The sequence below is a fragment of the Cellulosimicrobium sp. MI9406 genome (assembly GCF_040595865.1).
GTDB classification, from domain to species: domain Bacteria; phylum Actinomycetota; class Actinomycetes; order Actinomycetales; family Cellulomonadaceae; genus Cellulosimicrobium; species Cellulosimicrobium funkei.
This window is the reverse complement of record NZ_JALIZI010000003.1, coordinates 229098-252413: the sequence shown is the minus strand read 5'-3', so window position 1 is coordinate 252413 and position 23316 is coordinate 229098. Positions and strand designations below refer to the sequence as shown.

The 23316-nt window shown below is 75.4% G+C and carries 26 protein-coding genes; 14 read left to right on the top strand and 12 right to left on the bottom strand.

The annotated features are described in order from the left end of the window. Window positions 1-159 precede the first annotated feature (159 nt). From MT994_RS06735 to MT994_RS06705, 7 genes are all read left to right on the top strand, one after another. Window positions 160-1278, top strand: a complete 1119-nt coding sequence (locus MT994_RS06735; RefSeq protein WP_354805649.1) for an ABC transporter substrate-binding protein — start codon at window positions 160-162, stop codon at window positions 1276-1278. After that, window positions 1275-2138: an ABC transporter permease gene (locus MT994_RS06730; RefSeq protein WP_354805647.1), complete on the top strand. Its 864-nt coding sequence runs from the start codon at window positions 1275-1277 to the stop codon at window positions 2136-2138. Before MT994_RS06735 ends, MT994_RS06730 begins: the two co-directional genes overlap by 4 nt. After that, window positions 2114-2932, top strand: a complete 819-nt coding sequence (locus MT994_RS06725; protein ID WP_354805645.1) for an ABC transporter ATP-binding protein — start codon at window positions 2114-2116, stop codon at window positions 2930-2932. Before MT994_RS06730 ends, MT994_RS06725 begins: the two co-directional genes overlap by 25 nt. Then, window positions 2929-4338 carry an LLM class flavin-dependent oxidoreductase gene (locus tag MT994_RS06720; RefSeq protein WP_354805643.1) on the top strand — a complete coding sequence of 470 codons (1410 nt, stop codon included), beginning with the start codon at window positions 2929-2931 and terminating at the stop codon, window positions 4336-4338. Before MT994_RS06725 ends, MT994_RS06720 begins: the two co-directional genes overlap by 4 nt. Then, window positions 4335-5411, top strand: coding sequence for an LLM class flavin-dependent oxidoreductase (locus MT994_RS06715; protein WP_354805642.1), 1077 nt, complete (start codon window positions 4335-4337; stop codon window positions 5409-5411). Before MT994_RS06720 ends, MT994_RS06715 begins: the two co-directional genes overlap by 4 nt. A 167-nt stretch (window positions 5412-5578) precedes the next feature. Then, window positions 5579-6451 (top strand): methyltransferase, encoded by an 873-nt coding sequence (locus MT994_RS06710; RefSeq protein WP_354805641.1) that lies wholly within the window; start codon window positions 5579-5581, stop codon window positions 6449-6451. A 155-nt stretch (window positions 6452-6606) separates the two neighbouring features. Further along, window positions 6607-7167 (top strand): hypothetical protein, encoded by a 561-nt coding sequence (locus MT994_RS06705; RefSeq protein WP_354805640.1) that lies wholly within the window; start codon window positions 6607-6609, stop codon window positions 7165-7167. 3 nt (window positions 7168-7170) lie between these two features. Here the strand turns inward: MT994_RS06705 and MT994_RS06700 are convergent, their stop codons facing one another. Then, complete coding sequence (locus tag MT994_RS06700; RefSeq protein WP_354805639.1) at window positions 7171-7887, bottom strand: ATP-binding protein; 717 nt, start codon at window positions 7885-7887, stop codon at window positions 7171-7173. Between the two features lie 72 nt (window positions 7888-7959). Between MT994_RS06700 and MT994_RS06695 the strand changes: the two genes are divergently transcribed. Next, complete coding sequence (locus tag MT994_RS06695) at window positions 7960-8649, top strand: NUDIX domain-containing protein (RefSeq protein ID WP_354805638.1); 690 nt, start codon at window positions 7960-7962, stop codon at window positions 8647-8649. A gap of 106 nt (window positions 8650-8755) precedes the next feature. Here MT994_RS06695 and MT994_RS06690 read toward each other — a convergent pair whose 3' ends face one another. The 3 genes from MT994_RS06690 to MT994_RS06680 form a co-directional block, all read right to left on the bottom strand. Further along, entirely contained in the window at window positions 8756-9421 is a 666-nt protein-coding gene (locus MT994_RS06690; RefSeq protein WP_354805637.1) for an LUD domain-containing protein, read from the bottom strand. Beyond that, window positions 9418-10902, bottom strand: a complete 1485-nt coding sequence (locus MT994_RS06685; protein WP_354805847.1) for a LutB/LldF family L-lactate oxidation iron-sulfur protein — start codon at window positions 10900-10902, stop codon at window positions 9418-9420. The genes MT994_RS06690 and MT994_RS06685 overlap by 4 nt, the downstream gene beginning before the upstream one ends. Window positions 10903-11024: 122 nt before the next feature. After that, the gene (locus MT994_RS06680; RefSeq protein ID WP_354805636.1) at window positions 11025-11819 is read right to left on the bottom strand and encodes a (Fe-S)-binding protein; all 795 of its coding nucleotides are present in this window, start codon (window positions 11817-11819) and stop codon (window positions 11025-11027) included. A gap of 174 nt (window positions 11820-11993) precedes the next feature. Between MT994_RS06680 and MT994_RS06675 the strand changes: the two genes are divergently transcribed. The 3 genes from MT994_RS06675 to MT994_RS06665 all read left to right on the top strand — a co-directional run bounded on the left by MT994_RS06675 (window position 11994) and on the right by MT994_RS06665 (window position 13632). Then, window positions 11994-12737, top strand: a complete 744-nt coding sequence (locus MT994_RS06675) for a GntR family transcriptional regulator (protein WP_354805635.1) — start codon at window positions 11994-11996, stop codon at window positions 12735-12737. A gap of 155 nt (window positions 12738-12892) precedes the next feature. Further along, window positions 12893-13342, top strand: coding sequence for a hypothetical protein (locus MT994_RS06670; protein WP_354805633.1), 450 nt, complete (start codon window positions 12893-12895; stop codon window positions 13340-13342). Further along, window positions 13339-13632: a contact-dependent growth inhibition system immunity protein gene (locus tag MT994_RS06665; RefSeq protein ID WP_354805632.1), complete on the top strand. Its 294-nt coding sequence runs from the start codon at window positions 13339-13341 to the stop codon at window positions 13630-13632. Before MT994_RS06670 ends, MT994_RS06665 begins: the two co-directional genes overlap by 4 nt. Window positions 13633-13705: 73 nt before the next feature. On the opposite strand, the gene MT994_RS06660 is transcribed toward MT994_RS06665, so the two are convergent. From MT994_RS06660 to MT994_RS06645, 4 genes are all read right to left on the bottom strand, one after another. Further along, on the bottom strand, window positions 13706-15037 hold the full coding sequence (locus MT994_RS06660) for a DUF6596 domain-containing protein (protein ID WP_354805846.1): 1332 nt from the start codon (window positions 15035-15037) through the stop codon (window positions 13706-13708). A gap of 1 nt (window position 15038) precedes the next feature. Then, window positions 15039-15395, bottom strand: a complete 357-nt coding sequence (locus MT994_RS06655) for a YciI family protein (protein ID WP_009862891.1) — start codon at window positions 15393-15395, stop codon at window positions 15039-15041. After that, window positions 15395-15568, bottom strand: a complete 174-nt coding sequence (locus tag MT994_RS06650) for a hypothetical protein (protein ID WP_354805630.1) — start codon at window positions 15566-15568, stop codon at window positions 15395-15397. The genes MT994_RS06655 and MT994_RS06650 overlap by 1 nt, the downstream gene beginning before the upstream one ends. A gap of 144 nt (window positions 15569-15712) precedes the next feature. After that, the gene (locus MT994_RS06645; RefSeq protein WP_061266625.1) at window positions 15713-16129 is read right to left on the bottom strand and encodes a TIGR03618 family F420-dependent PPOX class oxidoreductase; all 417 of its coding nucleotides are present in this window, start codon (window positions 16127-16129) and stop codon (window positions 15713-15715) included. A 124-nt stretch (window positions 16130-16253) separates the two neighbouring features. On the opposite strand from MT994_RS06645, the gene MT994_RS06640 reads away from it, so the two are divergent. Further along, window positions 16254-17279 (top strand): beta-ketoacyl-ACP synthase III, encoded by a 1026-nt coding sequence (locus tag MT994_RS06640; protein ID WP_031315156.1) that lies wholly within the window; start codon window positions 16254-16256, stop codon window positions 17277-17279. A 23-nt stretch (window positions 17280-17302) separates the two neighbouring features. Here the strand turns inward: MT994_RS06640 and MT994_RS06635 are convergent, their stop codons facing one another. Then, window positions 17303-17839, bottom strand: a complete 537-nt coding sequence (locus tag MT994_RS06635) for a DUF488 domain-containing protein (RefSeq protein ID WP_034656293.1) — start codon at window positions 17837-17839, stop codon at window positions 17303-17305. Window positions 17840-17946: 107 nt separating this feature from the next. On the opposite strand from MT994_RS06635, the gene mgrA reads away from it, so the two are divergent. After that, window positions 17947-18996, top strand: coding sequence for an L-glyceraldehyde 3-phosphate reductase (gene mgrA / locus MT994_RS06630; RefSeq protein WP_354805627.1), 1050 nt, complete (start codon window positions 17947-17949; stop codon window positions 18994-18996). A gap of 65 nt (window positions 18997-19061) precedes the next feature. Here the strand turns inward: mgrA and MT994_RS06625 are convergent, their stop codons facing one another. Continuing rightward, window positions 19062-19859: an ATP-binding cassette domain-containing protein gene (locus tag MT994_RS06625; protein ID WP_034656282.1), complete on the bottom strand. Its 798-nt coding sequence runs from the start codon at window positions 19857-19859 to the stop codon at window positions 19062-19064. 249 nt (window positions 19860-20108) lie between these two features. Here MT994_RS06625 and MT994_RS06620 point away from each other — a divergent pair, with 249 nt between their 5' ends. Next, entirely contained in the window at window positions 20109-22394 is a 2286-nt protein-coding gene (locus MT994_RS06620) for a SpoIIE family protein phosphatase (RefSeq protein WP_354805625.1), read from the top strand. Between the two features lie 69 nt (window positions 22395-22463). Here the strand turns inward: MT994_RS06620 and MT994_RS06615 are convergent, their stop codons facing one another. Beyond that, on the bottom strand, window positions 22464-22937 hold the full coding sequence (locus MT994_RS06615) for an ATP-binding protein (protein WP_086149091.1): 474 nt from the start codon (window positions 22935-22937) through the stop codon (window positions 22464-22466). Continuing rightward, window positions 22934-23269 carry an STAS domain-containing protein gene (locus tag MT994_RS06610; RefSeq protein WP_354805623.1) on the bottom strand — a complete coding sequence of 112 codons (336 nt, stop codon included), beginning with the start codon at window positions 23267-23269 and terminating at the stop codon, window positions 22934-22936. Before MT994_RS06610 ends, MT994_RS06615 begins: the two co-directional genes overlap by 4 nt. Between the last annotated feature and the right edge of the window lie 47 nt (window positions 23270-23316).

The following is a 23316-nucleotide window of genomic DNA, read 5'->3' as shown; positions in this document are numbered from 1 at the left end:
GCCGTCGGGCCGCGTGTCGTCCGACCGCGTGCCGCTGAGCACCCCGACGCACTGACCGACGGCCGCCCCGGGCCGCCGTCGGGCCGTCCCACCACCCTCCCGCGCACGGCACCCGCGCGCCTCGTGCCTCCCCGTGCGCTCTCCCTGAGAGGACCCGTCATGCCTGCTTCCCCGCTCCGTCCGTCCGCACCGCCCGGCCGCCGCAGGGCGACGGCCGTCGCCCTCGGTCTCGTCGCGCTCCTCGCCTCCGGTGCGTGCAGCACCGCCGAGGCGTCCGGGGGCGGTGACCCGGCCGACGGCGGCACGCTCGCCCCGGACGCCGAGCTGCCCACCGAGGTGCCGGAGGGCACCGTCCTGCGGGTCGGCGACCCGACCACGCAGAAGGCGTTCGAGCTCGCGGGCGACGACCTGGACAGCGACTTCTCGTTCGAGATCGAGTGGGCCAACATCTCGGGCGGCCCGGCGACGACGGAGGCGTTCCGGGCCGGGTCGCTCGACGTCGGCGCCGTCGCGGAGATCCCGCCGATCCACGCGACGTGGACGGGTCTGGACGTGCAGGTCTACGCGTCCGTCTACCGGGAGAACTGGGAGGACGCGCCGGTCTACGAGTTCGCGGGGGCGCCGGGGGTCGAGCTCGACTCCCTCGAGGACTTCCGCGGTCACCGCATCGCGTTCAGCCCGGGCCAGGCGCAGGGGGCGATCGTCCTCAAGGCGCTGGAGGAGGCCGGGCTCACGCAGGACGACGTCGAGCTCGTCGAGCTCCCGAGCACGGGCGACGTGTACTCGACGGCCCTCGCCGCGGGCGAGGTCGACGTCGCGCCGCTCGGCGGCACGCAGCTCTTCCGGTACCTCGCGACGTACGAGGCCGACGGCGCGACGTCGGTCCAGCACCACCTGCGCGACGACGCGTCGCACCTCTACGGCCCGACCGAGGTCGTGCGCGACCCGGCCAGGGCGGCGGCGCTGCGCGAGTACGTCGCCGCGTGGGCGGCCGCGAAGATCTGGGTCGCGGAGCACCCCGAGGAGTGGAAGCAGGGCTACTACATCGAGGACCAGGGGCTCAGCGAGGAGGACGCGCAGTACCTCGTCGACCACGCGCCGGTCCCGGACGTCCCGTCCGACCTCACCGACGGCATCGAGCGCACGCAGGCGACGGTCGACCTGCTCGCGGCGGAGCTCGACGAGCACCCGCTCGACGCGGCGGACCTGTTCGACGTGCGCTTCGGCCCGGTCGCGGGCGAGGCGGCGGCTGCGGCGCGGGACGGGGGCGCGCAGTGAGCGCCGCGGTCGTCGAGCGGGTCGACGTCGCGGTCCCGCGGGACGACGCCGCGCCGTCGACCCCGGCGGACGTGCGACCGCGCGGCACGCGCCTCGGGCTCGGCCGGCCGGTCCCGCTCGCGGCGCTCGTCGGGGTCACGCTCCTCGCGGTCGTCTGGTCGGTGGGGTCCGCGACGGGGCTCGTCGACCCGCGCGTGCTGTCCGCGCCGTGGACGGTCGTCTCCACGGGCGCGGAGCTCGTCGCGAACGGCAAGCTCGGGGCGCACCTCGGCGTCTCCCTGACGCGCGCCGCGCTCGGGCTCGCGGCCGGCATCGTCGCGGGAGTCGTGCTCGCGCTGGCCGCCGGGCTGAGCCGGGTGGGCGACGCGGTGCTCGACGGCCCGATCCAGGTCAAGCGCGCCATCCCCAACCTCGCGCTCCTGCCGCTGCTCATCCTGTGGTTCGGCATCGGCGAGGAGATGAAGGTCATCACCATCGCGCTCGGCGTCTTCATCCCCATCTACCTGCACACGCACAACGGCCTGCGCGCGATCGACAGCCGTTACGTCGAGCTCGCCGAGACGGTGCAGCTCTCGCGGCGGCAGTTCGTGCGCCGCGTCATCCTGCCGGGCGCGCTGCCCGGGTTCTTCCTCGGGCTGCGGTTCGCGGTCACGGGGTCGATGCTCGCGCTCGTCGTCGTCGAGCAGGTCAACGCGACGGCCGGGATCGGCTACATGATGGAGCTCGCCCGGACGTACGGGCAGACGGAGATCATCCTCGTCGGCCTCGTGGTCTACGGCGTGCTGGGCTACTCCGCGGACCTCGCCGTCCGCCTCCTGCAGAGGAGGGTGCTCTCGTGGCGGCGCACGCTGGAGGACTGACCGCGCAGGAGGCCCGCCCGACGGCGCCGGGCGCGGCCGTGCGGGTCCGCTCGCTCGTCCGGTCGTACGGGGAGCAGCGCATCCTCGACCACCTCGACCTCACCGTGGACGACGGCGAGTTCGTCGCGATCCTGGGCCGGTCCGGCTCGGGCAAGAGCACGCTCCTGCGCGCGCTCGCCGCGCTCGACCACGGGGTCGCGGGCTCGGGCGAGGTCGTCGTGCCGGACCAGGTGTCCGTCGTCTTCCAGGACTCGCGGCTCCTCCCGTGGGCGCGCGTGCTGGACAACGTGGTGCTCGGTCTCGACGCCGGGGCGCGCGGGCGGAGCGCCGCGCGGGACGCCGGCCGCGCGAGCCTCGCGGAGGTCGGCCTGGCCGGGCGCGAGCGCGCGTGGCCGAACGAGCTCTCGGGCGGCGAGCAGCAGCGCGTGTCGCTCGCCCGCTCGCTCGTGCGCTCGCCGCGGCTCCTGCTCGCCGACGAGCCGTTCGGCGCGCTCGACGCCCTGACGCGCATCCGGATGCACGCCCTGCTGCGCGACCTGTGCGCGCGGCACCGCCCCGCGGTCCTGCTCGTCACGCACGACGTGGACGAGGCGATCGTGCTCGCGGACCGCGTCGTCGTGCTCGACGAGGGGCGGATCGCGGCCGAGCGCCGCATCGACCGGAGCTACGGCCCCACCGAGGCCCGCGACCCCGCCGACCCCCGCTTCGCCCGGCTCCGCACCGAGCTCCTCGACGCGCTCGGCGTCGTCCGCGACGCCCCGACCAACCCCGACCGGAAGGACACCGCCGCATGACCCGCCACGCCTCCTCGGGCCACCGCCCCGGCCGCCTGCACCTCAACGGGTTCCTCATGAGCACGGGCCACCACGAGGCGTCGTGGCGCCTGCCCGAGAGCGACCCGTCGTGGACCTCGACCAACATCGCGCACCTGCAGCGCCTCGCGCAGGTCGCGGAGGCGGGGAAGCTCGACTCGATCTTCTTCGCGGACGGCCCCGGGCTGCGGTCCGACGTCGGGCGCCGCCCGGCGGGCTCGCTCGACCCGCTCATCGTCCTGACGGCGATCGCGACCGTGACCGAGCGCATCGGCCTCATCGCGACGGCGTCGACGACGTACAACTCGCCCTACAACCTCGCGCGACGCTTCGCGTCGATCGACCACGTCTCGGGCGGCCGCGCCGGGTGGAACGTCGTCACGACGGCCGGGCCGGAGATCGCGCGCAACTTCGGCCTCGACGACCAGCCGGCGCACGCCGTGCGGTACGAGCGCGCGGCCGAGTTCCTCGACGTCGCGTTCCGGCTCTGGGACTCGTGGGAGGACGACGCCGTGCTCGCCGACAAGGCCGCGGGCGTCTGGGCGGACCCGGCCAAGATCCACGGGCCCGCGCACGTCGGCACCCACTTCTCCGTGCACGGCGCGCTCACGACGCCACGCTCGCCGCAGGCGCGCCCGCTCATCGTGCAGGCCGGGTCGTCCGAGGACGGCAAGGACCTCGCCTCGCGGTACGCCGAGGCCGTGTTCACCGCGCACCAGACGCTCGCCGACGCCCAGGCGTTCTACTCCGACCTCAAGGCCCGGGCGGTCGCCGTCGGGCGGGACCCGGGCACGGTGAAGATCCTGCCCGGCATCGTCCCCGTCATCGGGTCCACGGAGGCGGAGGCGCTCGCGCGGGAGCGCGAGCTCGACGAGCTCATCGTCCCCGAGTACGCGCGCGCCCAGCTCGCGAAGACGCTGCGCCTCGCGCCCGAGGACCTGCCGCTCGACCGCGAGCTGCCCGACGGCCTGCCCACCGAGGACGAGATCGAGGGGGCCAAGAGCCGGTACACGCTGATCGTCGAGCTCGCGCGCCGCGAGCGGCTCACGGTGCGCCAGCTCATCGGGCGCCTCGGCGGCGGGCGGGGCCACCGCACGTTCGCCGGCACGCCCGAGCAGGTCGCCGACGCGATCCAGGACTGGTACGACGCCGAGGCCGCCGACGGTTTCAACATCATGCCCGCGGTCCTGCCGTCGGGGCTCGAGCAGTTCGTCGAGCACGTGCTGCCCGTGCTGCGCGAGCGCGGCCTGTTCCGCACCGAGTACGAGGGCCGGACGCTGCGCGAGCACTACGGGCTCGAACGGCCCGCGAACCGCTACACGGACGCGGCCCCCGCCGGGACGTCGTCCGACGGCGGGGCACGAGTCGTCGAGGGGGCCTTCGCATGAGCGCGGAGCACCTCTGGTACATCCCGAACCAGGTGCGGCCCGGGCACCGCGGCGACGACACCACCGAGGACCACAACAGCCTCGACACCCTGACGAGCCACGCGCACGCCCTGGAGCGCCACGGGTTCGCGGGCGCGCTGCTCGGGACGAGCTGGGGGCGTCCCGACACGTTCACGGTCGCGACGGCGCTCGCCGCCCGCACCACGACGTTCGAGCCGCTCGTCGCGATCCGGCCCGGGTTCTGGCGGCCGGCGCACTTCGCGTCCGCCGCCGCGACCCTCGACCACCTCAGCGGGGGCCGGCTGCGCGTCAACGTCGTGTCCGGCACCGACGGGCAGGAGGCGTACGGCGACGGCGAGGCCGACCCGGCGCACCGCTACGCCCGCACGCGCGAGTTCCTGCAGATCGTCCGCAGGCTGTGGACGCAGGAGGAGGTCACGTACGCGGGCGAGCACTTCTCGGTGACGCGCTCGTCGCTGGGGCCGCGGCCGGTCGTCCGCGGCGACCGCGCCCACCCGCGGATCTACTTCGGCGGCGCCTCGGAGGCGGCGGAGCGCGTCGCGGCGACCGAGGCCGACGTGCAGCTCTTCTGGGGCGAGCCGCTCGACGGGATCGCGGAGCGCATCGACCGGCTGAGGCGGCTGAGCGCCGAGCTCGGCCGTGAGCACGCACCGCTCGAGTTCGGGCTGCGCGTCACGACGTTCGTGCGGGACACGACGGAGGAGGCGTGGGCCGACGCCGAGGCGAAGGTCGCGCAGCTCGCGGCCCGGTCGCCGGAGCGCGAGGCGTGGTCGGCCCGGGACCGGGGGCGGAGCACCGCCGTCGGGCAGCAGCGCCTGCTCGACCTGGCCGAGCGGGGCGAGGTGCTCGACGACAACCTGTGGACCGCCCCGGGCCGGTTCGGCGGCGGGGGAGCGGGCACGACGTGGCTCGTCGGTTCCGCGGAGGACGTCGCGAAGTCGCTGCGGCGCTACGAGGACCTCGGCGTGACGCACTTCGTCCTGTCCGACACCCCGTACCTGCGCGAGATCGAGCGCCAGGGCTCCCGGCTCCTCCCGCTCCTGCGCGACTGACGGTCACCGTCGCGCGGATCGACCCGGGCGTCGTGAGGTCGACCCTCTGCGGGTCGGTCCGGGGCGCGCGGGTCGACCCCGGGCGCGGGCTGACCTCGGGCGCGCGGGTCGATCGCCGGCCGGTCGGCGGTCCCCGGGCGGCCGCGACCCGGAGTACCGTCCGGAGCGTGGACCAGAGCCGGCTCGACGACCTCACCGCCCGCCTGCGCGCCGCCGGGTGCGTCTTCGCGGAGGACGAGGCCGCGCTCCTCGCCGAGCGGGCCGACGACGACGCGCACCTCGAGGACCTCGTCGCGCGCCGGGTCGCGGGCGAGCCGCTCGAGCACGTCCTCGGGTACGTCGACTTCCACGGGCTGCGGGTCGCCGTGGACCCCGGGGTGTTCGTGCCGCGCCAGCGCACCACGCTGCTCGTCGACGAGGCGGTCGCGCTCGGGCGGCGGGCCGGGCGCCTGGCGCCCCTGTCCGACGGCGGCCCGGGCAGCGGCCCCGGCGGTCGTCCGGAGGGTGGCCCAGACGGCCGGACGGTCGTCGTCGACCTCTGCTGCGGCGTCGGCGCGCTGGGGCTCGCGACCGCGGTGGGCCTCGGTGGCGACGAGACCGTCGCGCTGCACGCGAGCGACGTGGACCCGGCCGCGGTCGCGTGCGCGGCGCGGAACGTCGCGGCCGTCGGCGGCGCCACGTACGAGGGCGACCTCTTCGACCCTCTGCCCGCCGGTCTGCGCGGGCGGGTCGACCTCCTCCTCGCCAACGTGCCGTACGTCCCGACGACCGAGATCCCGCTGCTGCCGCGTGAGGCACGCGACCACGAGGCGCACGTCGCCCTCGACGGCGGCGGCGACGGGCTGGACGTGCTGCGCTGCGTCGCGACCGAGGCGCCCGCCTGGCTCGCCCCCGGCGGCCACCTGCTCACCGAGTCCGGCGAGCGCCAGGCAGCGGGCGCCGTCGCGGTGCTCGGCCGCGCCGGGCTGGTCGCGCGCGTCGTCCGGGACGACGACATCGGCGCGACGATCGTCGTCGGGACGCTCCCCGCCGAGACGTGAGAAGTGGCCCCCGCGACGCGCGGGTCAGGGGCCACTTCTCACGTCTCGGCAGGCTCGTCGAGGGGGAACGTGCGCCGTGGTGCAAGGCGCGGGCCGTCCGTGACACAGAGTGGACGAGGGCCCGACGGGCGGGCGGGCCGCGAGAGGGGACGTCGGTGAGCACCGCACGAGCGCGACGGCGCGCGCACGGCCTGGCCGGTGCGCTGCTCGTCGCCGCGCTCTCGGCGTGCAGCGGTCCGGGAGGTCTGGTCACCGCGTGCCCGGCGGTCGGCTACTCGGCGCGCCTGGAGGTCCGGCTCGACGACTCCTGGCCGGACCGCGACGCGTACGGCGTCACGGTGGCCTGCGTCGGCGCCGACCCCTGCGCGCTCGTGCGCGACGGTACGCTCCGGCCCGGGCCCGAGCCGGCCCCCACGACGATCCCGGTCGATCCGGTCGACCCGGCCAACCCGGTCGACCCCGTCCCGCCCCAGGCCGTCGAGACCTCGCCCGAGCAGAGCGAAGGGGCGCAGGACGCACCGTCCGTCGGCGAGTGGACCGGGTCGGCGCTGAACGGTCCGGTCGGCACGGTCGTCGTCCGTGTCGTCGAGGTCGCCTCGGGCGACGTCGTCGTCGAGCGCGAGATCGACCCGACGTGGGAGAGCGCGGACGGTGCCGACTCGGAGTGCGGCGGGCCGTCGGTCGCGACGATCGAGGTCGCCGCCCCGCCGGGGTGACGCCTACGCCGAGGCGGGCCGCAGCAGTGCGCGGATCTCCTTCTCGGCCTGCGCGGGGGTGAGCGCGCGGCAGCCGAGCGACTCCCAGTGCCGCACGAGCGCGGGCTCGGCGCGCAGCAGCGCCCACCCGCGCCGGAACAGGGTGAGCGGCGGCTTGCGCATCTCGGCGAGGTCGCGCAGGAGGCGGAACCAGAACGTCACGAGGCGCGGTCGGTAGAGGCAGATCGCGTCGGCCAGCACGTCCTGCGCGCGGCAGGCCGCGACGATCTCTGCCGCGAAGATGCCCTCCGCCAGGACGACGCGCGAGCCCGTGACGTCGACGTGGGTCGTGCCGGTGCGGCGCGACGTCGGGATGTCGTAGACCGGCACGTCGGCGTGGCCCGTGCGCGCGAGGTCGACGAGCGCCGCGACCGCGCCCTCGGCGTCCCACGAGCGGGGGTCGTCCCAGTCCACGATGCCGAAGCGCTCCGGCAGGTCGGGGTGGTCGTGGTCGAGGTAGAAGTCGTCGAGCGCGACGACCGGGAGCCCGAGCCGGCGGGTGAGCGACGTCTTGCCCGAGCCCGACGCCCCGGTGAGCAGCACGATCCGCGTCGGGACCTCGCGCGACCCGGGCGGGAGGTCGAACAGCGCCGGGTCCCCGGCGGGTCCGGTCGGCACCGGGTCGGTCCGGGTGGCGGCGTCGGTGGGACCGCCGTCGGCGTCGTGCTGAGGGTCGCTCACGGGACACCATTGTCGCAGCGTCCGGCGCGAGCCCCGAGGCGGGGCGTCGGGTGGGGCGCGTAGCCTTCCCCGGTGACCGCTCCGGACCCCGCCGCCCTGCTCGCCCGCGACGCCCTCGACCGCCTCGACCGGTGGGAGCCCGTGGATCCCCGTCAGGAGGCGCTCGCGGCGGAGTACCGCGCGTTCGTCCGCGGCGACGCCGGCCCGCGCGCCGAGGCGGTGCGGCGCGACGGCGGTCCGCAGCACCTCACGGCGAGCTGCTTCGTGCTCAGCCCCGGTCTCGACCGCGTGCTCCTGTGCTTCCACCGCAAGGGCCGGTTCTGGGTCCAGGTGGGCGGCCACACCGAGCCGGAGGACACGACGCTCGCCGGTGCCGCCTACCGCGAGGCGCGCGAGGAGAGCGGCATCGAGGACCTCGTCCCGTTCGACCCGGACCCCGAGCCGGGCGTCCCGCTCGACGCGGACCCCGAGCCGGGTGCGGAGTCCGTGGTCGGGGCCGACGCCGCGCCGTCCGCCCCGGTCGATGTGCACCGGCACGACCTCGCCGCGGCGTTCGGCACCTGCCGCACGCACTGGGACGTCGGGTTCGTCGCGTTCGCCGACCCGGACGCGCGCACGGTCGTCAGCGACGAGAGCGAGGACGTCGCGTGGTTCCCGGTGGACGCGCTGCCGCCCGGCACGCCCGACGACTTCCCCGTCCGCCTGGCGACGGTCCTCGCGGAGGTGCGCCACCGCCGTCGGGCAGGACTCCCCACGAGGTAGAGCCCCGGTCGCGCGAGGTAGAGCCCTGGTCACGACCAGGGCTCTACCTCGGCTAACCAGGGCTCTACCTCGGCTAACCAGGGCTCTACCTCGGCGGACCGGGGCTCTACCTCGGCGGGGCGAGGACGACGTGGAGGGTGCGGGGGCCGTGCACGCCCTCGACGCGGGAGAGCTCGATGTCGCTCGTCGCGCTGGGGCCGCTGATCCACGTCTGGGGGCGCCCGGGGTGCGCGGCGAGCAGGCGCACGGCCTCGGGCACGGTCTGCACCACCTGGTCCGTGCGCACGACGCACACGTGCAGGTCCGGGACGAGCGTGATCGCCCGGCGGCCCTGGTCGGGCTCGCCGTCGAGCACGATCGTGCCCGTGTCGCCGACCGCGACGCGCGCCGCGGTGACGACGGCGTCCGTGCGGTCGAGCTCGTCGGGCGTGCGCGGGTCGTCGCGCACGTCCCGCACGACGGCGGTCCCGGCGCCCAGGCCCGCGAGCCACGCCGCGTCGAGACCGGCCGGCACGACGACGGACGTCGCGTCGGCGAGCAGGTCGCCGACGACCGTCGCCACGTCCGCCGCCGTCTCGGCGCGGTGCACGTGCGCCCGGTAGTCGACGAGCCGGTCGACGAGCACGTCCACGACCTCGGGCGAGCCCGGGGCGAGCTCGCCGTGCTCGCGGTAGGCGCGCGGCACGCTGCCCGACGCCGCGGGGCCGCCCGCCGCCGTCGACCGGCCGAGCGCGGTGCGCACGCGGGCGAGGACGTCGTCGCGCGCGCTCACCGGTCCTCACCTCCCTCGGTGCGGGGCTCGTCGATCGGGCGGTCGCGCCACCAGTCACGGAAGGTCTGCTTCGCGGGCGCCGGGAGGTCGCGCGAGCGGGTCCACCCGGACGCGGGCGGGGGGAGGGTCGAGATCCGGCCCTTCGGACCGGCGACCAGGCGCCCGACCCCCGCCGCCTTCTCCGCGAGCTCGAACCGGCGCGCGTCGGACATGACGAACGAGGCCGCCTTCATCGCGGCGCCCCACCCGGTGGGGCGGCCGCGGTCGGCGTCGACCTCGCGCGCCCGGAGCTCGACGAGGATCGACGGGATGTCGATCTTCACGGGGCACACCTCGTAGCACGCGCCGCACAGCGTCGAGGCGTAGGGGAGCGACGCGTTGGGGTCGTGGTGGCCGGAGAGCCCGCCGGAGGACTTCGTGAGCTGGGGCGTGAGGATCGCGCCGATCGGGCCGGGGTACACCGACCCGTACGCGTGGCCGCCCACGCGCTCGTACACCGGGCACACGTTGAGGCACGCCGAGCAGCGGATGCAGTGCAGCGCGGCCCGCCCGACCTCGTCGGCGAGGACGTCGGTGCGCCCGTTGTCGAGCAGCACGAGGTGGAACTCCTGCGGGCCGTCGCCGGGCGTGACGCCCGTCCACAGGGACGTGTAGGGGTTCATGCGCTCGCCCGTGGACGACCGCGGCAGGAGCTGGAGGAACACCTCCAGGTCGGTGTACGTGGGCACGACCTTCTCGATCCCCATGACCGTGATGAGCGTCTCCGGGAGCGTGAGGCACATGCGGCCGTTGCCCTCGGACTCGACGACGGTCAGCGTCCCCGTGTCCGCGACGCCGAAGTTCGCGCCGCTGATCGCGACCTTCGCCGAGAGGAACTTGCGGCGCAGGTGGGCGCGCGCGGCCATCGCGAGCTCGCGCGGGACGTCCGACAGGTCCGGCGGGGCGTCGCCCATGCGGGCGAGGAAGATCTCGCGGATCTCCGCCCGGTTGCGGTGGATCGCGGGCACGAGGATGTGCGACGGCATGTCGTCGGCGAGCTGCACGATGAGCTCCGCGAGGTCCGTCTCGTACGCCGCGATCCCCTCGGCGGCGAGCGCCTCGTTGAGCCCGGTCTCCTGCGTCGCCATGGACTTCACCTTGACGACCTCGTCGACCCCCTTGGCCTTGACGAGGTCCGCGACGATCCGGTTCGCCTCGTCCGCGTCGCGCGCCCAGTGCACGACGCCGCCGCGCGCCACGACGTTGCGCTCCAGCTCCTCGAGGAGCTCGGGCAGGCGCGCCATGACGTCGGTCTTGATCGCGGAGCCCGCGTCGCGCAGCGCCTCCCAGTCCGGCACCTCGCCGACGACGGCGGCGCGCTTGGCGCGGATGGTCGACGTCGCGTGCGCGAGGTTGCGCCGCAGCTGCGTGTTCTGGAGCGCCTCGCGCGCCGCGTCGGGGAACGACCCGCCCCAGCGCAGCGGGGCGTCCGGGTGCGGCACGTCGCCGAACGCGTCCGACGCCGCCCCCGCACCCGCCGAGGTGCCGTGCCCGCCCGGGTGGGCGACGTCGTCGGGCAGGGTGCGCGCGCCGCGCCGGACGGGCAGGCCGAGGAACGTGCGGCTCACCGGGCACCCCCGCGCGTCGTCGGGCCGACCCCGGCGGGGGCGGGCGCGTCCTTGGTGGACGCGAGGATCTCGGCGAGGTGCAGCGTGCGGACGCCCGCGCGGATGCGCGACAGTCCACCGCCGATGTGCATGAGGCACGACGCGTCCCCCGCGGTGAGGACCTCGGCGCCCGTCGACTTCACGTGCGTCATCTTGTCGGCGAGCATCGCCGTCGAGGTCTCGGCGTTCTTCAGCGCGAAGGTGCCGCCGAACCCGCAGCACTCCTCCGCGGCGGGCAGCTCGACGAGGTCGATGCCCTCGACCGCGCGCAGGAGACGCAGCGGCTTGTCGCCGACGTCGAGCATGCGCAACGAGTGGCACGTCGGGTGGTAGGTGACCCGGTGGGGGAAGTAGGCGCCGACGTCGGTCACGCCGAGCACGTCGACGAGCAGCTCGGAGAGCTCGTACGTCTTCGCGGCGACCGCGTCGGCGGTGCGCGCGAGGTCGTCGAGACCGGCGCGCCGGCAGACCATGCCCTGCTGGTGCCGCACGGACCCGGTGCACGACCCGGACGGGACGACGATCGCGTCCCACTCGCCGTCGAGCACGGGGGAGAACGCCTCGACGTGGTTGCGCACCACGGGGACCGCCTCGTCGAGGTACCCCGTGTTGACGTGCATCTGGCCGCAGCAGGCCTGGCGCTCGGGGAAGAACACCTCGTGGCCGAGGCGCTCGAGGAGGAGGGCGGTGGCGCGCGGTGCCTGGGGGAACATCACGTCGCCGATGCAGGTCGCGGTGAGGGCTATGCGCATCAGGGCTCCGGGGGAGGCGAGTCGGGTCCAGTCTCGCCGGGCCGCGTCGGTGCCGCCTGCCGAGACCGCCGCGGTGAGGCGCCGCGGCTGTGGTCTGACCACAGTCCGTCCACTGTAGACCACGAGGCCGGCGTGGTCTGACCACAGCGAGCCGGGGTCGCCTACCCTGAGCGGGTGCGCACCCACGAACGCGTCCTCGCCCGCATCGAGGCGGACCTCGCCGCGGGCCGCTGGGCGCTCGGCGAGCGCCTCCCGGCCGAGCGCGCGCTCGCCGAGGAGCTCGGCGTCTCGCGACCCTCGGTGCGCGAGGCGCTCCGCGTGCTCGAGGCCATGGGCATCGTGCGCACCGCCGTGGGCTCCGGGCCCGACGCCGGCGCCACCGTCGTCGACCGGCCCGCCGCCGGGCTGGGGGCGGCCGTGCGCCTGCACGTCGCGTCCGGGACGCTCGCGGTGCGCGACGTCGTCGAGACGCGCGTGCTGCTGGAGACGTGGGCCGTCCGCGCGGCGGCCGAGTGGGTCGTCGCCGGACGGGACGCCGGTGAGCGGAGGGTCGAGCCGGGAACCGGCACGCCGGAGGTCGCCGGGGTGCTCGCCGCGGCGCGCGAGCTGCTCGACCGCATGGACGACCCGGCGCTCCCGGCCGAGGAGTTCCGTGAGCTGGACGCGTCCTTCCACGTGCTGCTCGTCCGGCTCGCGGGCAACCCGCTCGTCGAGGCCGTCATGACCGGGCTGCGCGGCGCGATCGAGTCCTACGTCGCGGCGGGCAGCGCGGGGCTGCCGTCCTGGGAGCGGACCGCGGTGCGCCTGCGCGCCGAGCACCGCGCCGTCCTGGGAGCGGTGGTCGACGGTGACGGCGAGCGCGCGGCGCGCGAGGTCCGCGCCCACATCGAGGGTTTCTATGCCGAGACGGGTCTCTGACGGCCGCACCGCTGCCGGGGTGGCGTGAGGGACGCCCCGCCGCCCCGGACCGCTCCCCGTCAGGCCCGGCGAGCGGCCGTCGCGAGCGCCGTGGTGGCGCTACCGTGGCCCGGCGAACCTGTTCCTGGCGTGCGACACGACGGAGGCCCGAGCCGATGGAGTTCCGGACGAGCGTCCTGCTGTCGCTCCAGCGTGCGCTGTGGGACGTCGTGACGCCGAACCTGCGAGGCGTCGCGGTGCGCGCCGACCACCCCAGGATCACGGCCCGCTTCCTGTTCGAGGGCGAGCCGTCGGAGGACGACCGTGAGAACGTGTCGCTCGCCGAGACCTACGCGATCGCCGACTTCTCGACGGAGGTCGAGATCGAGTTCACGCCCGTGCAGGTGCCCGTTGCAGAGCCTCGCGACCTGCACCCCGGCGAGCACTGGGTCTACCTGCGCAAGGAGGTGCCGGTGGAACGCCTCCTCGGGCACCCCGACCAGTGGATCGCGCTCCGGCCCCACGCGGGTGACGCGCTGCGGGCGTGCGTCGCCGAGAGGCTCCAGTACTTCTCGCGGGACGAGGACGCCTACGGCCCCGTCTTCGAGGAGGGGGAGCGTCGGTGACCTTCCGTCCCACTCTCGACCAGGTCCTTGGATCCACCCTCCACCAGGACTGGCGCGAGGACTTTCCCAGCGCGGACGAGGCGGTCCGGTCGTACGTGGTGGAGATGACGGACGAGGAGAAGCGAGACGCCGCTCACGAGATCGACGCCCTGCTCCGGGAGTGTCCGGCCGAGGTGGACTTCGACCTGCTGGTCGAGCACGGCTACGGCGCATGCCTCTATTCGTGGGACGTCGGCATGCCGCTTCGTGAGTGGTTCGACGGGGCGCTTCGCACCATCTTCCAGACATGACGGTCGATGCCGGGCACCACGAGATCGGACCGAGAGTCCGAGATCGACGCGCAGGGGGACGATCTCTCCACGGTTAGACAGGTCGCGCGCGGGGCAGGCCGGCCAGGCGGCGCTCCAGGAGCCGGCGGTCGCCCTCACGGTCCACGAGCGTGAGGGCGCGGCGCAGGTCGACGGCAGCGTCCGCGGGGCGCCCGGCCCGCACGAGCAGCTCGGCGCGGACGGCGGGCAGCAGGTGGTAGCCCGCGAGCGCCTGCTCGTCCGCGACGGCGTCGACCGCGGCCAGCCCCGCGTCCGCGCCGTGCACCTCCGCGACCGCGACCGCGCGGTTGAGCGCGACGACGGGCGAGCCGGTGAGGTCGAGCAGCACGTCGTAGAGGCCGAGGATCTGCGGCCAGTCGGTCGCGGCCGCGTCGGTCGCCTCGTCGTGGAGGGCCGCGACGGCGGCCTGCACCTGGTACGGCCCAGGCCGCCCGACGGCGAGCGCCGCGTCGAGCACGGCCAGGCCCTCGGCGATCTCGTCGTGCCGCCAGCGTGCGCGGTCCTGTTCGGCCAGGGTCCGCGTGACGCCGTCGGGGCCCACGCGCTCGTCGCGGCGCGCGTGCTGGAGCAGCAGCAGGGCGAGCAGCCCGCGGGCCTCGGGCTCGTCGTCGAGCAGGCGCGCGGTGAGCCGCGCGAGCCGGACGGCGACGTCGGCGAGCGCGCGCCGCTCGGCCGAGCCCTCGACGGCGTCGGCCGGCTCCGCCCACGCGTCGTACCCCTCGGTGAACAGGAGGTACAGCACCGCGAGGACGCCCTCGACGCGCTCGGCCCGCAGCGCGGCCGGCGGCACGCGGAAGGTCATTCCGGTCGCGCGGATGCGGCGCTTGGCCCGGACCAGGCGCTGCGCCATCGTCGCCTCGGGGACGAGGAAGGCGCGCGCGACCTGGGCGGTCGTCATGCCGGTCAGCGACCGGAGGGTGAGCGCGACCCGCGCCTCGGCGGGGAGCGCCGGGTGGCAGCACGTGAAGAGCAGGCGCACGAGGTCGCCGTCCGGGTCGTCGGCGTCCCAGGCGTCGTCGTCGAGGCCGCGCGCGACGTGGTCGAGCACGGGGTCCGCGGCTCGGCCCCCGCCCCGGGGACCCGGGTCGACGCGCTCGCCCAGGCGGCCCGCCGCCGCGACCCGCTCCGCCTCGACCCGACGACGGCGCAGGACGTCGATCGCGTGGCGGCGCGCGGTCGTCGTCAGCCACGCGCCGGGACGCTCGGGCACGCCGTCGCGGCCCCACGTCCGCAGCGCCGCGGCGAACGCCTCCTGAGCGGACTCCTCGGCCAGGTCGAGGTCGCCCGTGCTGCGCGCGACGGCGCCGAGGACGCGTCCCCACTCGGTGCGGAACGCGTCCTCGACGGGGTCCGTCGCGGTCGGCAGGTCAGGACCCGTCGAGGTCCAGCGGCCACGCGGGGTGCAGCTCGATCGCGCCGCCGTACGCCATGGGGTGCTCGGACGCGATGGCGATCGCGGTGTCCAGGTCGGGTGCCTCGAGGACGTCGAAGCCCGCGATCGACTCCTTCGTCTCGGAGAACGGCCCGTCCGTGACGAGCACCTTGCCGCCCCGGACCCGCACGCCCACGGCGTCCTCCGGGGGGCGCAGCCGGTCGCCGACCACCGCGGCGCCGCTGCCGTAGTGCCGCCCGACCCACTCCCCGATCGGGGCCGCGGCCTCGGCCTCCTCGGGCGGCAGCCCCGGGTCGTCCGGGGTGCCGAGCACGAGCATGAGGTAGCGCATCAGAGGTCCTCCGCCCTCGTCGCCGCGGGTCGACGGAGCACCGTCGGCCCGGAGAGCGCCCCGTCGGCGGCGGACGTCCCGTCCCCGACGCTGCGTCGCCCGTCACGGTACCGCGCAGGGTCCGGCGGGTGCTCGCGGTCCGCCGCGAGGATCGTCTCCAGGAACGTCGTCATCGTGCCTCCTCCTCTCGCACGGCCCGGGCGGCCGTACGAGAGGACGACGAAGCCCGGTCGCCGAGATCGACATCTTTCTCGCGACCGTCCCTCGCGGGGCGTCGCAGTGCGGCCTCGGGGACGGACGGCGGGCGGCCGACGGCGCTACGCGTCGTCGCCGGCCTTCGCCTCGCCCCAGCCGTACCAGCGCTCGACCTCGACCCAGGCGCTGACGCGCGGGTCGGTGCGGTTCGCGTACTCGTGGCCGGTGTAGTGGCGCGAGATGCGGTCGATGTCGGCCAGGCCCTCGTCGGCGCGCAGCTCGACGACGCGACCGATGAGCGTCACGTGCGTGTACCAGTTCTCGTCGAGCACGGTGAGCGAGACCCGGGGGTCGTTGCGCAGGTGCTTGAGCCGCACGCGGGACTCGTCGAGGTTGACGAGCACGCGGCCGTCGTCCTCCCAGACGTACCAGGTCGCGGCGGTGACGGGCGCGCCGTCGGAGCGCACCGTGGCCATGACGGCGGCGTTCGGGCGGCGGAGCATCTCGACGAGACGGGAGGGCAGCGGAGGACGGGACACGACGGCTCCTTCGGTGGCACGACGGCGGACCTCCCGACGGTACGTCACGGGTGTGGCGCACGACCTCCCGGAGCCCCGCCCGGAGCGTTCTGACGACGAGCGGCCGCGTGACATGATCGTCCTCATGCTCACTCCCGCCACCGGCGCGGCCGGGTCGCGCATCGTCGGCCTCGGTCACTTCCAGCCCGAGAAGACGCTGACGAACGACGACATCGCGCAGCTCGTCGAGACCAACGACGAGTGGATCCGCTCGCGGACGGGCATCGTCACGCGGCACGTCGCGGACGACGACACGACCGTCGCCGACATGGCGACCGCGGCGGCCCGCCACGCGCTCGACGACGCGGGCGTCGACCCGGCCGAGGTCGACCTCGTCATCGTCGCCACGGCGACCGCGACGGACCGCTCGCCCAACACGGCGGGCCGCGTCGCGTACCACCTGCGCACCGGCGTCATGCCCGGGCAGTCGACGCCCGAGGAGGCGTCCGAGCTCGACCTGCGAGGCGTCGTCGGGCCGGCGGTGCTCGACGTGAACGTCGCGTGCTCCGGCTTCGCCCACTCCGTCGGCCTCGCCGACCAGGCGATCCGCGGCGGCTCGGCGCGCACGGCCGTCGTGATCGGCGCGGAGAAGCTCACCGCGTTCACCGACTGGACCGACCGCAGCACGTGCATCCTCACCGCGGACGGCGCGGGCGCTGCCGTGCTGCGCGCGACGGACGAGCCCGGCGTCGGCCCGGTGACCTGGGGCTCCGAGCCCGACCTCACCCCGGCCGTGCTCATCGAGGCGCCGCAGGAGAAGTTCGCCCAGGACGGCCGCGCCGTCTTCAAGTGGGCCATCACGCGCGCCGCCGAGCGTGCGCGCACCGTCGTGGAGCGCTCCGGCGTCTCGCTCGACGACATCGAGGTGCTCGTCGCGCACCAGGCCAACCTGCGCATCATCGAGCCGCTCGCGAAGGCGCTCGGGATGGAGTCGAAGGTCGTCGTCACGGACATCGTCGAGTCCGGCAACACGTCCGCGGCGTCCATCCCGCTCGGGCTCTCCAAGTGGTGGCACGCGGGCAAGATCCCCGCGGGCGTCCCGGCCCTGCTCTTCGGCTTCGGCGGCGGGTTCGCGTGGGCGGGCCAGGTCGTGGAGACCCCGACCCGCTGACGCGGGACGACGAGCCCGCTGCGTCAGCCCGCCGTGTGGTCCGGCTCCGGCGGGTACCAGACGCGCGTGCCCTCGACGCGGGCGAAGGACGTCAGGGTGTGGGGCCGTGGCGCGGCGTCGGAGACGATGTCGCGCACCTCGACGCCGCGGACGACGAGCGCGTCCCCGACGAGCGACCGGTGGCAGCGCCACGGGACGGCCTCCGCGCACATCAGCACGAGGTCGTCGTGGGCGCTGCGCCGCACGAGGTCGTCGACCGCGGCGCCGAACTCCGGCGTCTGCATGTGGTCCGCGTACCCGCGGAACGACAGGTTGCGCCACGCGCCGTTCGGGCTGTCGGGACGGGCGTGCCGCAGGCCGCCGAGCGCGCGCACCCAGCGGTACGTGATCCCGTGGGACCGCAGGACGGGCGCGAGCGCGTCCTGGCCGAACTGGGGGTTGTGCCGCGACCGCGGGACGGTCCGGACGTCGACCAGGCGGCGGATGCCGTTCGCCCGGAGGAGCGCGAGGAGCTCCTCGACCGGACGCGTGGAGTGCCCCACCGTGTACACGACGCTCACCCGGCCACTCTAGGAAGGCGCTCCGTCGCCGGCACGGGGACCGGGCCCGGGCGGCGCGGTCGTGGACCGGGGTGGGCGTCGCGGCCGGCGCGCGCCAGAATGGGCCCATGCCTCTCGCCCCGCGCTACCTCGCCGCCGACGACCGCTACGACACCATGACCTACCGGCGGACGGGGCGCAGCGGCCTCGACCTGCCCGCGATCTCGCTCGGTCTGTGGCACAACTTCGGTGACGTGAACCCGTTCGAGACGCAGCGCGCGGTGCTGCGCCGCGCGTTCGACCTCGGGATCACGCACTTCGACCTGGCGAACAACTACGGCCCGCCCTACGGCTCGGCGGAGGAGAACTTCGGCCGCCACCTCGCGCAGGACCTCGGCGCGTACCGCGACGAGCTCGTCATCTCGTCGAAGGCGGGCTACGACATGTGGCCCGGCCCCTACGGCGACGGCGGCTCGCGCAAGTACCTGCTCTCCTCGCTCGACCAGTCGCTCCGCCGGATGGGCCTCGACTACGTCGACGTCTTCTACCACCACCGTCCGGACCCGAGCACGCCGCTCGAGGAGTCCATGCGCGCGCTGCACGACGCCGTCCAGCAGGGCAAGGCGCTGTACGTGGGCGTCTCCAACTACTCGCCGGCGCGCACGCGCGAGGCCGCGGCGATCCTCGCCGACCTCGGCACCCCGCTGCTCATCCACCAGCCGAGCTACTCGATGCTCAACCGCCACGTCGAGGACCCGGCGCACGAGGACGCGTACGACGGCGTGCAGACCGAGTCGCTGCTCGACGTCGTGGGCGACCTCGGCGTCGGCACCATCGTGTTCTCGCCGCTCCAGCAGGGCCTGCTCACGGACCGGTATCTCTCCGGGTCGGCGCCCGAGGGGTCGCGCGCGGCCCGCCCGGACTCGCCGTTCCTGTCGGAGAAGAACCTCGACGAGACGTACTTGGAGCGCGCCCGGGCGCTCAACGAGATCGCGGGTTCCCGCGGCCAGACCCTCGCGCAGCTCGCCCTCTCCTGGGTGCTGCGCGACGACCGCGTCACCTCCGCCCTCGTCGGGGCGAGCAGCGTCCGCCAGCTCGAGAACAACGTCGCGGCCCTCTCGGCGCCCCCGCTCACCCCGGAGGAGTCGGCCACCATCGAGTCCGTCCTCGCGAGGTAGAAGCACCGGTCGCGAGGTAGAGCCCGCGGCGTTCTACCTCGCGTCGGGAGGTTCTACCTCGCGGGTCAGCGGAAGCGCTGGACGGCGAGCGGGGCGGCCTCGGCGAGTCCGCGGACGGCCGGGTGGTCGGCACCCGGGGCGGTGCCCGCGAACACGTCGCGCAGCGACCCCGACGCCACGAACGTCCCGTCGGCGAGCACGTGCACGGTGGGGCACATCCGCTCGACGAGCTCGAGGTCGTGCGAGACCAGCAGCACGGCGGTGCCGAGCGCGGTCGTCGCGTCGGCGAGGCGGCGCACGACGTCGCCGCGCATCGCGGGGTCGACGGCGGTGAGCGGCTCGTCGAGGAGGAGCGCCCGGGGGCGCGTCGCGAGCGCGACGGCGAGCGCGACCCGCTGCTTCTCGCCGCCCGAGAGCGACTGCACGGTGCGCGGCGCGTAGCGGGGCTCGAGCGCGACGTCGCCGAGCAGGTCCTCGACGGAGCGTCCGCTCGGGCGGCCGGCGCGCCGCGCGTCCTTGAGCGCCGCGGACAGCGTGCGGTCCACCGTCCAGCGGGGGTCGATGCCGATGCCGGCGAGGCCGTCCTGGGAGACGCGGCGCACGTCGGCCGTGAACTGCTTCTTGTCCCGGCGGGAGAGCTTGCCGACCGTCCGCTCGGCGTAGGTGACGTGGCCCGCCGTGGGGCGCACGAGGCCGACGAGCGCGCGCACGATCGTCGACTTCCCGGCGCCCGACTCCCCGACGATCCCGACCGGCGCGGTGCCGGGCGTCACGTCGAGGTCGATGCCGTGCACGACGTCGGGGCCTCCGTAACCGGCCGCGAGGCCGCTGGCGCGCAGGAGGGGGGTCGTCGTCGTGCTCATGGGTCACCTTCTGGTCGTCGGGGTCCGGGCGGGCGGTCCGGGCTCCCGCTCGTCCGACGAACGACGCTACCGCGGAGTTCCGTGGCGTCGCTCACGGGGCTCACCCACCGACCTCCCCGGAGGCCCGGCGCACGAACGGGCGGCGGAGCGCGGTAGCCTGAGGCACGCGTCTCCGGATCCTCGAGCCAAGGTGGTCCGCCGACCGTAGTACGGCAACCGTCCCCGGACGCGATGCCCGGACGGAGGATCGTGACCAGGACGGTCGACGAGCCGGAGCTTCTCGCGCCCGGCGAGGCGGTGGACCTCGACAACTGCGCCCGCGAACCCATCCACGTCCCCGGCATGATCCAGCCGCGCGGGGTCCTGCTGGTGGTCCGCGAGGCCGACGGCGTGCTGCTCCAGGCGTCGGCGAACGTGGAACGGCACCTCGGCGTCCCCGCGGAGGAGCTCGCGGGCCGGCCGCTCGCCGACGTGCTCGGCGAGGAGCCCGCGCGCGACCTGCTCGCGCACGCGGCGGACGGGACCGACCTCGCGACGCGCAACCCCGTGACCCTGCACCTCGACCGCTGGGACGGCAGGCCGCTCGACGTCGACGCCGTGCTCCACCGGCCCCCGCTGCCCGAGCATGGCCCGGGGTCCGAGCCGGTGCTCGTCGTGGAGATCGAGACCGCGTCGGGCGCGCGCCCGCTGACGTTCCCCAACACCTACCTCGCCGTCCGGCAGGCGCTGCGCGACCTCGAGCGCGCGGCGACGCTCGACGAGCTGTACGACGACGCGGCCCGCCACGTGCGCGAGCTCACGGGCTTCGACCGCGTGATGATCTACCGCTTCGACGCGGCCTACAACGGGGAGGTCGTGGCCGAGGCGCGCCGGGACGACCTCAACGCGTTCCTCGGGCTGCACTACCCGGCGTCGGACATCCCGCCGCAGGCGCGCGCGCTGTACGAGAAGAACTGGATCCGGCTCATCGCGGACGTGGACTACGCGCCCCAGCCGATCGTCCCGACGCTGCTCCCCACGACGGGCGCGCCGCTCGACCTCACGTACTCGACGCTGCGCAGCGTCTCGCCGATCCACCTCGAGTACCTGCGCAACATGGGCGTGCGGGCGTCGATGTCGATCTCGCTCCTGCGCGACGGCCGGCTGTGGGGTCTCGTCGCGTGCCACCACTACTCCGGCCCGCACGAGCCGCCCTTCGAGGTCCGCACCGCGGCGGAGTTCCTCGGGTCCGCGCTCTCCGTCCGGCTCGTCTCCCAGGCGGAGGACGAGCGCGAGACCGAGGTGCGGCGCGCGGAGGGCGTCCTCGCCCACCTGGCCGCGGACAGCCGCGACGAGAGCGTCCCCATCGGCATCGCCCTGACGCGCTCGGGGTGGCTGCGCCGCCTCGTGCGGGCCGACGGCGCGGTCGTCGTCGCGGAGGGCGGCCTCATCGCGGTCGGCAACGTGCCCGACGAGGACGGGTGCCGCGCGCTCGTCGCGTGGGTCCTCGGGCACGGCGAGGACCTGGTCATGTCCGACGCCCTGCACCGGGACGCGCCCGACGTCGCGGCGCTCGTGCCCGACGTCGCGGGCGTCCTCGGGATCGTGCTGCCCGAGGGGCAGGTCGTGCTGTGGGTGCGCGACGAGGTCCTGCGGCACGTGGACTGGGGCGGCGACCCGTACAACAAGGAGATCGCGCGCGGCGAGGACGACTCGGTGCGGCTCAGCCCGCGCAAGTCGTTCGAGCGGTGGCGCGAGGTCGTGCGCGGGCACAGCGTGCCCTGGACGTCGGACCAGACGGACGTCGCGACGTCGCTGCGTGGCCACCTCGTCGAGGCCCTCTACCTGCGCGGCCGCAAGGCGGTGCGGGCGACGGAGGAGCTCCAGCGGAGCCTCCTGCCCGCGCTCCTGCCCGACGTCCCGGGGTGGACGCTGCAGTCGCGCTACGAGTCGGCCGGCACGGGTCTCGTGGGCGGCGACTGGTACGACGCGCTCGTGCTGCCGTCCGGGCGCCTCGCGCTCGTCGTGGGCGACGTGACGGGCCACGGGCTCCAGGCCGCGGCGACGATGGGCCAGCTCGGGACGACGCTGCGTGCCGCGCTCGTGAGCACGGGCTCCGCGGTCGAGGCGGTGACGCTGCTGGGAGAGGTCGCGCGCTGGACGCTCCCCGGCGAGGTCGCGACGATCGCCGTCGCGGTGCTGGACCCGGTGACCGGCGTCGTCGAGCACGTCTCCCTGGGGCACCCGCCGCTGCTCGTCGTCGCGCCCGACGGGACCACGAGCTGGACGGAGAGCGCGATCGTGCCGCCGCTCGGCCTCGTGGACCGCGTGCCGCCCGCGCAGCACGTCCAGGTGCCGCCCGGCGGCGCGCTCGTGCTGTACAGCGACGGGCTCGTGGAGCGGCGCGAGGAGTCGATCCTCGACGGCCTGCGGCGGCTCGCGGCGTTCTTCGCGGCGGAGCCGGGGACGGTCGACGTCGACGGCGTCGTGGCCGCCGCGCGCGACCCGCGCTCCGCGGACGACGCGACCCTGCTCCTGGTGCGGCGCGACGCCTGAGGCACGCGCGCCGGGCGCGTACGTGCGGGGGGTCGAGCGTCGCGGCGGGGGAGCGGGTGCGGCGGAGGGTCAGCCGACGGGGAGGAGCGCGCTGCGCACGCCCGCACCGCCGCGGAAGACGGGGACGTCGAAGCGCGCCCAGACGTGCTTCTCGCCGGTGCCGGCGCGGAACCAGCCGACGGCCGTCGAGGCGCGCTGCGCGAGCACGAGGCCGAACCCGCCCGCGCCCGGCGAGCGCCGGCCCGCGATGACGGGGACGTCCGGCGAGTGGTCCACGACGTCGATGACGAGCTCGCGCCCGTCGCTGAGCAGGCGCACCTGCGTCGGGGGGAGGCCGTGGCGCAGCGCGTTCGTCGCGAGCTCGCTCGCGACGAGGACGACGCGCTCGGGCGTGGCCTCGAGCGCGCGGTCCGCGGGCAGCGGGGCGCCGGTGAGCATGCGGTGCAGGCCCTCCCGCAGGGTGGCGAGGTCCGCCAGCGTGCGCAGCGGCCAGGCACCGATCTCGACGAAGCCGGGCGGTACCGCCGCGTGGGCGAAGGTCACGCCTCGTCCTCGGCAGGTCCGGCGTCGTCGGTGAGCTCGAACAGCTCGGCGACACCGCTGAGCTCGAGCAGGTCGCGGACGCGGCGCGGGACGCGCTCCAGCACGGGTGTCCCCGAGCCGGCCGTGGCGGCGTGGTAGAGCAGGCGCAGGCCGCCCGAGTCCATGAAGGTGACCGCGCCGAGGTCGATGTGGATGCGCCCGTCGGCCGACTGCGCGAGCCGCAGCAGCTCGTCCTCGCGCCGGGCCTGGACCGCGGCGTCGATCTCGCCGCGCATGGTCCAGCGCGTGCCGCCGGCCGTCGTCAGGACGTCTCCGCTCGTGGTGGGGGTCACGGTGGTGGGCTCCTCCTCGGTCCCGGCACTGTACCGGGCACCCGGGA